The following is a 12,500-nucleotide window of genomic DNA, read 5'->3' on the forward strand; positions in this document are numbered from 1 at the left end:
GTGTCCGGGCCCACGGGCCGGACCCGGGCAGGCACGTTCCCTCAGAGAGGAGCACCCCGATGAGATTCCTGCGCGTGGGCCCTGCGGGCTCCGAGCGTCCCGCCGTCCTCGATACCGACGGCGTCGCCTACGACCTGACCCCCCTGAGCGCCGACATCGACGGCGCCTTCCTGGCCGGTGGCGGCGTGGAGCGCGCCCGCACCGCGCTGGCCGAGGGAACTCTGCCGCGGACCGATCTGACCGGACAACGGACCGGCGCTCCGCTGGCGCGCCCGGGCAAGGTCGTGTGCGTCGGGCTGAACTATGTCGATCACGCCGAGGAGACCGCGACCCCGCCCCCGGCCGAGCCGGTGGTCTTCATGAAGGCCGCCAACATGGTAGTCGGACCCGACGACACTGTTCTCATACCGCGCACCAGCATCAAGACGGACTACGAGATCGAACTCGCGGTGATCATCGGCCGCACCGCCCGTTACCTGGACTCGCCGGATGCCGCCGACGAGGCCATCGCGGGCTACGCCATCGCCGACGACGTGAGCGAACGCTCCTTCCAGCACGAGCGCGGCGGGCAGTGGGACAAGGGCAAGTCCTGTGAGACGTTCAACCCGCTCGGGCCCTGGCTGGTGACGCCGGACGAGACCGGGGACCCCCAGGACCTGGCGCTGCGGCTGCGGGTCAACGGTGAGCCACGCCAGGACGGCCACACCAAGAGCATGATCTTCGGTGTACATCACCTTGTCTGGTACCTGAGCCAGTTCATGGTGCTGGACCCCGGCGACGTGATCAACACAGGAACCCCGGCAGGAGTCGCCTTCGGCGCCAACGACTTCCCCTATCTCCGGGCCGGCGACGTGGTCGAGGTGGAGATCGACCGGCTCGGCCGTCAGCGGCACACCGTCGGGCAGGCCTGATGGCCTCCGCGGTTCGCCCCTGGTACGCCGAGCGGGTCCCCCTCGGACGCTCCGGAGTGACGGTCAGCCGCCTCGGGCTGGGCACCGCTCCGCTGGGCGGTCTGTTCTCGGCCGTCGGCGACCGAGAGGCCGCCGCCACGTTGGAGGCCGCTTGGGCGGCCGGGATCCGGTACTTCGACACCGCCCCTCACTACGGTGCCGGGCTCGCCGAGCGGCGGCTCGGAACATTCTTCACCGGCACCGGGCACCCGCGCTCGGAATGCACGGTGTCCACCAAGGTCGGCCGACTGCTCGTGCCGGGCGACCCCATTTTGGGAGAAGAGAACTTCCACGGCGAACCCGGCCTTGTCAGGATCCGCGACTACAGCACCGAAGGCGTCTACCGCTCCCTCGCCGAGAGCCTGGAGCGATCCGGCCTCGACGCCTTCGACATCGTGCTCATCCACGACCCGGACGACAACTGGAAGGAGGCCGTCACCGGCGCTTACCCGGCGCTGGCCCGGCTGCGCGCCGAAGGAGCGGTCCGGGCGATCGGCGTGGGGATGAACCAGACGGCGATGCTCACCCGCTTCGTGACCGAGACGGACCTCGACTGCGTGCTCGTGGCCGGCCGCTACTCCCTGCTGGATCGCAGCGCGGCCGACGAGTTGCTGCCCGCGTGCGCCGAACGCGAGGTGGCCGTCCTGGTCGGCGGTGTCTTCAACAGTGGCATCCTGGCGAATCTGGGAGCCGATGCCACGTACGACTACGCGCCGGCCCCAGAAGCGGTGCGGTGCCACGCCCTCGCTCTCAGCGAGCGCTGCGCGGCCCACGGCGTGGCACTGGCCGCCGCGGCCCTGCAGTTTCCCCTGCGGCACCCCGCTGTCACCGGTGTCGTCGTCGGGGCGCGCAGCGCCCAGGAGATCACCGTGAACGTCGCGCACGCCACCGCGACGATCCCCGAAGAGCTGTGGGCGGCGCTCGATGCCCTCGAACAGGACGGACGATGAGCAGGCTCGACGCACACCACCACGTCCGGCGGCCGGCATCGGCCCCACCGTCCGCCACGGGCCCTGGCCCGCGGCGCCGCGTACACGAGTGGCTCGACGCTCCCGGCATGGCCCCGCTACGGCGGGACTTCACCTTGGCGGACCTGGCGCCGGTAGCCCTGGCCGGGGGCATCGACCGTACGGTACCGGTCCAGGTCCTGCCCGACATCCACGAGACCGCCGAGTTCCTGATGCCGGCCACAGCGGGCGATGTGGTCGCGGGAGTCGTGAGCTGGGCCGACCTCGCCTCGAACGACCTCGCCGGCACCCTGCACGCCCTGCGGGCGGCGCCCGGCGGTGACCATCTGGTGTGCCTGAGACACCTGGTGCAGGGTGAGCCGGACTGGGGCCGGCTGAATCGGCCGACCGTGCGCCGGGAGCTGCGCACGGTCGCGCAGGCCGGCCTCACCTATGACGTGCTCGTCGTCCCGCACCAACTGCTCGCCGTCGTCACCGCCGTCAGGGAACTGCCGGAGCTCACGTTCGTCCTCGATCATCTGTCCAAGCCGCCCATCGCCAGGGGCGAACTGCAGCCCTGGGCCTCGTTGATCCGTGAACTGGCGGCGCTGACCAATGTTTTCTGCAAGCTGTCCGGCATGGTCACCGAGGCCGAATGGCACCGGTGGAGCGTGGCCGCCCTGCGTCCCTACGCCGACGTGTTGCTCGACGCCTTCGGCCCGGAGCGGGTGATGTTCGGCTCGGACTGGCTGGTCTGCCCGCTGGCCGCCTCCTACGAGGAGGTCGTCGACGTGGCGAAGGCACTGCCCGCCGAGCTCACCGCAGCCGAGCGTTCCCACGTCTTTGCCGTGACGGCCGAGCGCGCCTACGGACTGGGCGAGAGGGACGGGCGAGGGCGAGCCGGTGACGGAGGTCCTGTGGGGTTGGACCGGTGAAGGTGCGCCTCGCCTACGGGCGGTCAGGGCTTGACATCGAGGTGGATCCGCGCGCGGCGACGGTCGTCGAACCCGTCCACCACGAAGGGGCCGCGGATCAAGTGGCCGTCCTGCGCGCGGCCCTGCGAGACCCCGTCGCTGGACCGCCGCTGCGCGAGCGGGTGCGCCCGGGGCAGACGGTGGCCATCTCGGCCTGCGACGGCACCCGCCCGCAGCCCCGGCACCTGATGATCCCGGCCGTCCTCGACGAACTCGACGGCGTCGTCCGCCTTGAGGACGTGGTGATCCTCGTCGCGACCGGCACCCACCGCGGCAACGACGACTCCGAGCTACGGGCGATGTTCGGCGACGGGATCGTGGACGCGGTACGGATCGTCAACCACGACGCACGCGATGCCGGGCAGTTGGCGTGGATCGGCACATATGGCAACGGCGTACCAGTGTGGCTCAACCGCGAGTGGTGGGAGGCGGACGTGCGCATCACCACCGGTTTCGTCGAACCCCATTTCTTCGCAGGTTTCTCGGGCGGTCCCAAGCTCGTCGCCCCCGGGCTCGCCGCCCTGGAAACGGTGCTCGTGCTGCATGACGCGGCCCGCATCGGCGACCCGCGGGCCACCTGGGGCATCACGCACGGAAACCCGGTCCACGACGACGTGCGCGCCATCGCCGAAGCCACCGGCGTCACCTTCGCGCTGGACGTGGTGCTCAACCGGGACAAGGACATCGTGGCCGCTTTCGGCGGCGACCTGCTGCCGATGCACACCGCCGCGACGGCCACGGCCAAGCGGATGGCGATGCGCCCGGTCGAGGCGCCGTTCGACGTCGTCGTCACCACCAACTCCGGCTTCCCGCTGGATCAGAACCTGTACCAGGCGGTCAAGGGGATGTCAGCGGCCTACCAGGTGGTTCGGCCCGGAGGGGTGATCGTGTGCGCGGCCGAGTGCCGTGACGGCTTCCCCGACCATGGCGCGTACCGGCGGGTGCTGGCCTCCGCGCCGTCCCCACAGGCGCTGTTCGCCGATATAAGCGCCCGGACCGAAACGATTCCGGACCAGTGGCAGGTGCAGATCCAGGCCCGTATCCAGTCGGGCAGCCAAGTCATCATGCACACCTCCTTCCTCAGCGACGCAGAGCTGGCCACAGCCCATTTGCGGCAGACCCACGACATCTCCGCCACCGTGGCGGAGACGCTGGCCGCCGTGGGCCCGGACGCCCGCCTCTGTGTCCTGCCGGAAGGTCCGCAGACCATTCCGTACATCGAACAGGGGCGGCCGTGAGCGAGGTGCTGGACCTGGGATACGCACGGCTCGATCTCGGCCGTGAGGCGAGGCAGGGGCTGCCCGAGGTCGTCTACGGCCCCGGCAAGAGCGTGGAACAGATAGCCGGAATCGTCACCGGACTCCTGGAACACAACACCGGGCCCGTGCTCGCCACCCGCATCGCCCCCGATGCGGCGGAGGCAGTCCTGGGGCGGGTGGACGGCGGGGTGTATGACGAGAAGGCCCGACTGCTGTCCTGGCGGCCAGCCGCCGCCGGGCACTTCTCCGTCATGGTGGTGGCCGCCGGAACGTCCGACGGTCCGGTGGCCGCCGAAGCCGCTGCTGTGGCCTCGGCCATCGGACTGGACACGACGGTCGTCCACGACGTGGGGGTGGCGGGACTCGACCGCGTCCTGCAGGTGCGCGGCCGGCTCCAGGACGCCGACGCGGTCATCGTGGTGGCCGGCATGGAAGGCGCCCTCGCCAGTGTCGTCGGCGGCCTGGTCCGCGCCCCCGTTGTCGCGGTGCCCGTCTCCACGGGATACGGCGCCTCACTGGAGGGCGTCACCGCACTCCTCGCCATGCACGCCTCCTGCGCCGCCGGGGTGACCGTGGTCAACATCGACTCCGGCTTCTCGGCGGCCATGGCGGTCCACCGCATCGCCCAGACCTGGCTGACAACAGACCACGGAGGCACCGAGTGATCTGCTGGGTCAACCCGTTCACCGGACTGGCCGGGGACATGCTGCTGGCCGCCCTGATCGATGCGGGGGCACCGCTCGACCGGATACGGGCCGCTGTCGCCGCCACCGGCCTGACCGGCTGGGACCTGACCGCCGAACGCATTACCGACCACGGACTGACCGCCACCCGGGTCCGGGTGGAGGTCACCGACCCCTGCACTGAGCGCCGTGCCGCCGAGGTACTGGAGATGGCCTCCCGGGCAGCCCCCCAGCCCGTCGCAGCCCTCGCCGTCGCCGCTGTGTCCGCCGTCGCCCAGGTGGAGGGGCAGCTGCACGATGCCGACCCGACCACCGTCCACCTGCACGAACTCGGCGGCCACGACACCCTCGTCGACATCGTCGGCAGCGCCGCGGCCCTGCACGCCCTCGGCGTCACTGACGTCATCAGCGCACCCCTGCCACTCGGCCGGGGCCGAGTGAAGAGCGCGCACGGCGTCCTGCCCTGCCCCGCGCCGGCCACCCTCGCCCTGCTGACGGGAGCGGCTGTCACGGGCAGCGACCTGCCCGGCGAAACGGTGACACCCACCGGAGCCGCGCTGCTCCACGCTGCCGGAGCCCGTTACGGCCCACCGCCGCCCATGACACTGTGCGCCACCGGCTACGGCGCAGGCACTCGCCGCCTACCCGACCGGCCCAACGTCGTTTCCGTCAGCCTCGGTGCCCCCCTTCCATCCGCACCGGACGAGGACGTGGTCGTTCTGGAGACCAACCTTGACGACGTCACCGGGGAACTACTCGGGCACGTCATCACAAGGGCGATGGACGCCGGTGCCCTCGACGCTTGGACGACCCCTGCGGTGATGAAGAAGGGCAGACCCGCACAGATCCTGCACGTCCTCACCACCCCGCACCACGAACGACGGCTGCGGGATCTGGTCTTGGCCGAGACCGGCGCCCTCGGCATCCGGCGCGTCGGCGCAACACGCACCACGCTGCCGCGCGCCTTCGAGACAGTGGAGGTCGCCGGACACGTCGTACGGATCAAACACGGTCCGTACGCGGCCAAGCCCGAGCACGACGACGTAGCGGCCGCAGCGTCGGCCCTGGATCTGCCCTTGCGTGCCGTCGCCGCGCGCGCCCTTCGTCTCAGCCGAGGAAAGACGATGGTGACGAGTCAGGAGGAAGAACGTGCCGAGTGATGACACCTTGGAGCACCGGCTCGAGGACCGTGTGCGTGCGCTCGGGGGCCCCTTCGCCGTCGCCTACTCAGGCGGCGCCGACTCCGCCCTGGTCCTTGCCGCGGCTGTACGTGTGTTGGGGCCCGAGCGAGTCCTGGCCGTCACCGCCGTGTCGGAGAGCCTGGCCGACGGGGAGCTTTCCCACGCCCGGCGCCTCGCCGACGAGCTCGGGGTCACCCATCTCGCGGCGCGCACATATGAGTTGGCGCAACCCGGTTACCGAGCCAACGGTCCCGACCGCTGCTACTTCTGCAAGTCAGAGGTGCTGGACACCATCGCCGCACTTGCCCACCGGCAGGGCCTCGAGATGGTGGCCACCGGCACCAATGTGGACGACGCCGCAGACCCCTACCGGCCGGGCATCCGCGCCGGACGCGAACGCGGCATCCGAACGCCCCTCCTCGACGCCGGCCTGACGAAGGCCGACGTACGCCGACTCAGCAGGCACTGGTCGCTGCCAACCTGGAACAAACCGGCGACTCCTTGTCTTGCCAGCCGCGTTCGCTACGGCATCGAGGTCACCCCTTACCGCCTGGCCCGCGTCGACCGCGCCGAGGCCGCCATACGAGCCTTGCTGGCCGAGGCCGGACTGCAGGTCACGGACCTTCGGGTCCGCGACCTTGGAGACCGGGCCCGCGTCGAGGTGGATCCGGCCTTCGTAACCCGGACCGCGGCATTGCCCTCCCTCGCTGAAGCGCTCGCCGCCGCAGGCTTCGTCGACCTGCCCCACCAGGTCGAACCATTCCGCTCGGGACGGCTCAACATCGATTCCTGATGCCGTTTGTCAAACCGCGAGAGTGCTGGGCGGCGTGAACTTGTAGCACCGTCCGTCTCGTAGAAGCAAGGCTGATGCGGTTCTCAGATTTCAAGATGGAGTAGTTGGATTGTCCTCGACGCCGACGAGACGTTCGCACAGCTCACAGGCGCCGAAGAGGGATCGAACGTTGAACGTCTTCTATTCCAGCACGGTGTTCAACTTCGTCCCTGCCCTCAACAGGGGCGGCGACGTCGACCTGTACGTCAAGCCTGAGCTGTTCCCGCAGATCTTCGCCGCGGGCCTGACCCGCGCAAGACGGCCGTCCTCGCGGCTTCAGTCGCCGGCCCTGGTGACCGCACCGGGGACGGCCTGCGGCGCCCTCGCCCCGTTGTTGGAGCCGAGCCTGCTGCCGCTGCCACGGTTCGGTGCAGTGAGTACGGGCACATTCGTCTTCGGTATCGCATTCGCCGTCGTGCTGCTGTCCAACGTCTTGTGGCGTCAGGATGTTCGGCGCTGGAGCGCTTACATAGGGCCTTGCGCCGGTGCCGGGCGTGACGCCGGGCCCCGGACCGGTTCCCCCTGGCACCCTCGTGACCGCGAGAGTTGTACGACGTGTGGGCCATGGCTGCTCGCCCGGGCGGGTGGCATCCTGTTCGCGACCGGGCAGCTATGGCGCGTCGCGTTCGTCTGCGAGTCCCCGAACTATCTGCGTGACCTGTTGCCAGCAATTTCGCCGGGGTACGGGAGGGGCCGTCAGGGTGGCCCAGCGCGTTGACCCCCCGTCCGCTGGGGGCGGAAACGAAATACCGCAGCATGCCCCAGGACGCGCGACCGGCGAAGTCCTCAAGATGATCGGAGGCGACGACTCCGGCACGCCGAACGCCCAGGAGCGGGGGAGTCCGCGCTGTGGACCGCGCGGACTCCCCAATGCCGGTCAGGTGCCCGGCACCGTGTCCTCGAACGTGGTGCCCGCCGACCGGAAGGCGGACACCTTGTCCGCCACCTGGGCAGGGGTGAGCACCTGATCCTTGACATGCAGGACATAGTCGACCTGCTCGTCGTACGCGCGCGGGCTGGTGCTGCTCTGCCCGCCGAAGTCGATCAGCCACTGATTGAAGTTGATCGACATCGGCCGCTCAGGCAGGTACTGGGCGTCGTGCGTGCCGAACAGCTGGCCGTCGATGTAGTAGCGGATGGAGCTGTTGTTGATGGTGAGCACGAGGTCGTGCCAGCCGGCGTAGCTCTGGCGGCCCTCCGTGTGCTGGTTGACTGCCTGCCACGGGTCCGGGTTGTAGGTCTCCCAGGACGTCGTGTACAGGATGTTCGACGACTCGCCCCAGCCCCCGTTCGGGAGGTACTCGAAGTCGTACTCCGAGTAGTCGTCCGCCATCGGCGCCTTGAGGTCGTTGATGGTGAAGAACGTCTGCACGAGGTGGTCCCCGTCGGGTCCGCTCTTGGGCACGTCGTTGAACTTGACGCGCGCTGCGTAGGTGCCGTTCTTGAACTTCGTTGCCTTGGTGAGGACTTCGGTCTGCTTCGTGCTCCCGCCGGTCCCGGACGTCGATGTCTCCAGGTTCATCACCGAATTGCCGCCCGAGGAGGAGAACGTCACGTTCTCCGGAGCCCAGGTCGCGCCCGGCACGCCCGGACCGCCGGAGTTGGAGCGCACGCTCCAGCCGTTCGCGGAGATCCTCGGGTCGTTGTACGCCGAGTAGTTGAAGTCGTCGAAGAGTGTCGCCCCGTCGGCCGGCGGGTCCGTGGGCGGATCGGTGGGATCGGTCGGGTCGTTCCCCTCGGGCGCCGTGCCCCAGACGAGGCCGCCGTCCACCTGGGCGGTGACCTTGGACCAGTTCGCGTACGACGTCTGCGAGGCGCCGAAGGAGTAGTCGTCACTCTGGTTAAGCGGCTGCCAGTCGGAGCGGTAGAACCGCAGCTGGAGGTCGCCGGTGTCGGCACCGGGCGCGAGGGAGCCGGCGCCCGATGTGAAACCGATCTCCAGATACCGGTCGGCGTTCGAGGTCGGGTGCTCCAGCGTGCCGAACGTGCCGGTGATGTTGGCGCAGCCCTTGACGGCCCAGGAGCAGGCGAAGCGGTAACTCGTGCTTGCCGTGTCGGACTTGAAGTAGTAGCGCAGCTTGACGCTGCTGAGCGGTACCGCGGAGCCGCCGGCGTTCCTGACCTTGAGCCACGGCTCGGCCTGGTCGCTTCCGGTGGACCCGGTGTGATACTGGACGGTGAGGTCTCCCGCCGCCGCGTCCGCGGTCGAGGGCAGTGCGAAGAGGCCCACGGACCCGAGCACGGCGGCGACGGCGCAGGTCAGGGTTCTTCCGATGGTCGTCCTACTCATGACTGTTCCTTTCCGGAACGGTGGGGGATGGGGACGTACGGATGGAGCAGCCCGTGCCGCACACCGAGCGCGGTGAGCCGGGTCGAGTGCGCCCCGAGCCGGCGCTGGAAGTCGGGCCATGACGCGGCGCCGTGCCAGGCCCGGTCGGCGAATGCGCACAGGCGGGGGAAGGCGAGATAGTCGATGTGCCCGGGCGTGGCGGCGAACTCGGTCCACAACTCCGCCTGTATGCCGATGAGGTCGCCCGCGGCGTCCGGCTCTTCGGGCAGGTCGTGGCTGTGGACGGCGCGCAGGTCGACCACGGCGCCGGGCTGCCCTGCCGGCTCGTCCGGGGCGTTCGTCTGGGCGTAGTCCAGATACGCCGCGCGGTGCTGGGCGCTGATGACGGTATGGCCGCGCTTGAGGGCGATCCGGGTGTGCTCGGGCTCGCGCCAGGTCATCACGGCGAACTCCGGCGGCAGCTCCTCGCCGGTCTCCGCCCAGGCCACCGGAGTGCGCCCCCGTTCCAGCAGATGCTCCCCGACCCTGCGCAGGAACCAGCCGTGCAGCGCGTCCGTGCCCGCCAGGCCCTCGGCGGCGGCCCGGGCCCGCGCCACGGGACTCGCCGCCCACTGCGTCGTCGGGCATTCGTCGCCGCCGATGTGCACGTGCGGCGAAGGGAAGACGTCCAGGACCTCGTCTAGAACGGCACGGCAGAAGTCGAACACCGGCTCCTGGACGCCGAGGATCGTGTCGCACACCCCCCAGCGGGTCCACACGTCGACCCGCCTCCCGGGCACGGCGCCGAGCTCGGGGTACGCGGCGATCGCGGCGCGGGCGTGCCCCGGCATCTCGATCTCCGGCACGACCGTGATCCCGCGCTCGGCGGCATAGGCGACCAGATCGGTCAACTCCCGTCGGGAGTAGAAGCCTTCGTGCGGGATCCCGTCGAAGACGGTTGACCCGGCCGGCCCCACCATCGACTCGGCGCGCCGCCCGCCCACCTCGGTGAGCCGGGGGTATGCCGCGACCGGCATCCGCCAGCCCTGGTCGTCGGTGAGATGCAGCTGCAGCACGTTCAGCTTGTGCAGTGCGAGCAGATCGACGTACCGGCGCAGCATCGGCACCGGCTGGAAGTGGCGGGCCACGTCGAGCATGAACCCGCGCCACGGGTGCCGCGGCACGTCGGTGATCTCCACGCACGACAGCCGAAGCTCGGCTGCAGGACGCCTCAACAGGGATGAGGCCGGCAGGAGTTGGCGTACGGTCTGGATGCCGTGCAGCAGCCCCGTGACGTGCGCCGCCCGCAGCAGGACGGCGTCCGGCGAGACGGTCAGGCCGTAGCCTTCGGTGCCGAGCCCGGTCAGCCGCGGGTCGAGCGCGAGAACGAACGGTCCGTCGGCCCGCGGGCCGAGGGGCAGTCCGACGGCCGTCCGCAGCAGGTGTGCGGCGGGTTCGGCACCAGGGGTGATGCGCAGTGACGTGGTGCTGTCGAGTGTGAAGTGGCCCGGGCGGTGAGCGAGGTGGGTGGGCTGGGGGATCAGGGCAGGGCGAGGTGCGGACACTGCGTACCTCCGGGACACGTGGGTGGCGGCGGGTCAGCCCTTGACGGCGCCGGCGGCGAAACCGGACGTGACGTGCCGTTGCAGCAGCAGGAACACCGCGAGCGCGGGCAGGGCGAACAGTGTGGAGGCGGCCATGGTGGCGCCCCAGTCGGTGCCGAACGTGTTGTGGAACGAGGACAGCCACACCGGCAGCGTTCGGTGGTCCTGCTGTTTGATGATGAGGAAGTTGGCGTACGCGAACTCGTTCCATGCCGTGATGTAGCCGAACAGCGACGTCGCCATCAGTCCAGGCGCGAGCAGCGGGAACGCCACATGCCTGAATGCGCCGAACCGGGTGCAGCCGTCGACCTGTGCCGACTCCTCCAGCTCCGCCGGGATCGTCGCGATGAAGCCCCGTAGCACCACGATCGTGAACGGCAGCGTCATCATGAAGTACACCAGCGTCAGCGTCGGCAGCCGGTCCAGCATGTCGGTGTCGCGGGAGATGATGTACACGGGGATGATCAGCGACTCCCACGGGGCCATCTGAGCGACGAACACCATCAGCATGAACTGCCGCCGCCCCCGCCACCGCATTCGCGCCACGGCGAACGACGCACCAAGGGCGACGATCAGAGCGAGCAGCACCGCCCCCAGTGTCACCAGGACGCTGTTGCGCCAGAACAGCCCGAAGCCTTCCGCATCGATCGCCCGCTTGAAGTGGTCGAGTGTCCAGGTCTGCGGGAGAAGTTGAGGGTGCTCGGACTGGATGTCGCGGTTGGGTTTGAAGGACGTCGTGATCATCCAGTAGACGGGGAAGAGGCAGATCACGATGGTGAGGGCCGCGGCCAGGTGCAGAGGGAGGCGGCGCACCGTCCGTCGGGTGCTCACAGCTCGGCCTCCTGACGGAACATCTGCCGGAAGTACACGATCAGAATTCCGGACATGAGCACGACGGTGACCATCGATGCCGCCGAGCCGAGGTCGTAGCGCTGCTGGGCGAGCGCCGTCTGGACCGCGTACACCGGAAGGATCGTCGTGGCGTCGCCGGGGCCGCCGCGGGTCATCACCCAGATCTGCACGAACGCTCTGAACGTCCAGATGACTTCGAGCGAGAGCACCAGCATGAATATGGGTCGCACGATCGGCAGGGTCACCGAGCGGAAGACGCGGAAGCCGGACGCGCCGTCCAGCCGCGCGGCCTCGTACAGCTCGGACGGCACGGTGGTGAGTGCCGAGTACAGGGTGATCGCCGCGAAGGGCACCGACTGCCACACCACGAGCGTCACCAGGATCCCGAACGCCGCGCCCCCGTGCGCCAGCCACGGGTATCCCTCGAACGACGTGAACCCGAGGCCTGTCAGGGCATGGTTGACGATGCCGAACTCCGAGTGGAACAGCCACTGGAACACGGTCGTCGCCGCCACAACCGGCATCGCCCACGTCAGGACGAGCGAGCTCAGCACGGCTGTGCGCCAGCGTCGCCCGAGCCGTTCGATCATCAGTGCCACCAGTGTGGAGAGCACCATGATCAGGGCGACGTTCACTGCCATGAACAGGAACGTGCGGCGCACCACGGTCCAGAAGCGTGGATCCGTCAGCAGGGTCCGGTAGTTGTCGAACCCCACGAAGTGCGCATCGCCGAGGATGAGTTGACGCAGGCCGAAGTCCTGGAAGGAGATCAGGACGGCCCGGGCCAGCGGATAGACCAGCAGATACAGCATGCCGAGGACGGCGGGCGCCACCAGCAGATAGGGCCAGACGCCGGACATGGTGGCGCGGCGGGCCGGCCCCGGTGTGCGCCGGGGCGGCCGGGTCAGGGGGCGGGGCGCGGTCCGCTCATGGACGACCGACACGGCGC

Annotated in this window: 12 protein-coding genes; 8 read left to right on the plus strand and 4 right to left on the minus strand. The window is 69.6% G+C overall.

Annotated features, from left to right (window positions below; translation table 11 throughout):
• The first annotated feature begins 59 nt into the window (after positions 1-59).
• From RCR19_RS34385 to RCR19_RS34420, 8 genes are all read left to right on the plus strand, one after another.
• On the plus strand, positions 60-911 hold the full coding sequence (locus RCR19_RS34385; protein ID WP_331268662.1) for a fumarylacetoacetate hydrolase family protein: 852 nt from the start codon (positions 60-62) through the stop codon (positions 909-911).
• A complete protein-coding gene (locus RCR19_RS34390) occupies positions 911-1,900 on the plus strand; it encodes an aldo/keto reductase (protein ID WP_331268663.1) in 990 nt (329 codons plus the stop codon). Before RCR19_RS34385 ends, RCR19_RS34390 begins: the two co-directional genes overlap by 1 nt.
• Positions 1,897-2,832 carry an amidohydrolase family protein gene (locus RCR19_RS34395; RefSeq protein WP_331268664.1) on the plus strand — a complete coding sequence of 312 codons (936 nt, stop codon included), beginning with the start codon at positions 1,897-1,899 and terminating at the stop codon, positions 2,830-2,832. The genes RCR19_RS34390 and RCR19_RS34395 overlap by 4 nt, the downstream gene beginning before the upstream one ends.
• Positions 2,829-4,109: a nickel-dependent lactate racemase gene (gene larA / locus RCR19_RS34400; protein WP_331268665.1), complete on the plus strand. Its 1,281-nt coding sequence runs from the start codon at positions 2,829-2,831 to the stop codon at positions 4,107-4,109. Before RCR19_RS34395 ends, larA begins: the two co-directional genes overlap by 4 nt.
• A complete protein-coding gene (gene larB, locus RCR19_RS34405) occupies positions 4,106-4,795 on the plus strand; it encodes a nickel pincer cofactor biosynthesis protein LarB (RefSeq protein WP_331268666.1) in 690 nt (229 codons plus the stop codon). The genes larA and larB overlap by 4 nt, the downstream gene beginning before the upstream one ends.
• On the plus strand, positions 4,792-5,973 hold the full coding sequence (gene larC, locus RCR19_RS34410) for a nickel pincer cofactor biosynthesis protein LarC (RefSeq protein ID WP_331268667.1): 1,182 nt from the start codon (positions 4,792-4,794) through the stop codon (positions 5,971-5,973). The genes larB and larC overlap by 4 nt, the downstream gene beginning before the upstream one ends.
• Complete coding sequence (gene larE, locus RCR19_RS34415) at positions 5,963-6,787, plus strand: ATP-dependent sacrificial sulfur transferase LarE (protein ID WP_331268668.1); 825 nt, start codon at positions 5,963-5,965, stop codon at positions 6,785-6,787. Before larC ends, larE begins: the two co-directional genes overlap by 11 nt.
• Positions 6,788-6,956: 169 nt before the next feature.
• Positions 6,957-7,544 (plus strand): hypothetical protein, encoded by a 588-nt coding sequence (locus tag RCR19_RS34420; RefSeq protein ID WP_331268669.1) that lies wholly within the window; start codon positions 6,957-6,959, stop codon positions 7,542-7,544.
• Positions 7,545-7,703: 159 nt separating this feature from the next.
• Here the strand turns inward: RCR19_RS34420 and RCR19_RS34425 are convergent, their stop codons facing one another.
• Genes RCR19_RS34425 through RCR19_RS34440 form a run of 4 tightly spaced genes read right to left on the minus strand, consistent with a single transcriptional unit; the run spans position 7,704 to position 12,495 of the window.
• Positions 7,704-9,116 carry a cellulose binding domain-containing protein gene (locus RCR19_RS34425; protein WP_331268670.1) on the minus strand — a complete coding sequence of 471 codons (1,413 nt, stop codon included), beginning with the start codon at positions 9,114-9,116 and terminating at the stop codon, positions 7,704-7,706.
• Positions 9,113-10,660, minus strand: a complete 1,548-nt coding sequence (locus RCR19_RS34430) for a beta-N-acetylhexosaminidase (protein WP_331268671.1) — start codon at positions 10,658-10,660, stop codon at positions 9,113-9,115. Before RCR19_RS34430 ends, RCR19_RS34425 begins: the two co-directional genes overlap by 4 nt.
• 33 nt (positions 10,661-10,693) lie before the next feature.
• Positions 10,694-11,530, minus strand: a complete 837-nt coding sequence (locus RCR19_RS34435; RefSeq protein WP_331268672.1) for a carbohydrate ABC transporter permease — start codon at positions 11,528-11,530, stop codon at positions 10,694-10,696.
• Complete coding sequence (locus RCR19_RS34440) at positions 11,527-12,495, minus strand: sugar ABC transporter permease (protein ID WP_331268673.1); 969 nt, start codon at positions 12,493-12,495, stop codon at positions 11,527-11,529. The genes RCR19_RS34435 and RCR19_RS34440 overlap by 4 nt, the downstream gene beginning before the upstream one ends.
• Between the last annotated feature and the right edge of the window lie 5 nt (positions 12,496-12,500).

Source organism: Streptomyces sp. WAC07094 (genome assembly GCF_036320405.1).
Lineage (GTDB): Bacteria > Actinomycetota > Actinomycetes > Streptomycetales > Streptomycetaceae > Streptomyces > Streptomyces lannensis.

What these genes read in the sequence shown, in the direction of transcription:
- RCR19_RS34425 (WP_331268670.1), bottom strand. Translation starts at nt 9,116, where the DNA reads ATGAGTAGGACGACCATCGGAAGAACCCTGACCTGCGCCGTCGCCGCC.
- RCR19_RS34385 (WP_331268662.1), top strand. Translation starts at nt 60, where the DNA reads ATGAGATTCCTGCGCGTGGGCCCTGCGGGCTCCGAGCGTCCCGCCGTC.
- RCR19_RS34390 (WP_331268663.1), top strand. Translation starts at nt 911, where the DNA reads ATGGCCTCCGCGGTTCGCCCCTGGTACGCCGAGCGGGTCCCCCTCGGA.
- RCR19_RS34395 (WP_331268664.1), top strand. Translation starts at nt 1,897, where the DNA reads ATGAGCAGGCTCGACGCACACCACCACGTCCGGCGGCCGGCATCGGCC.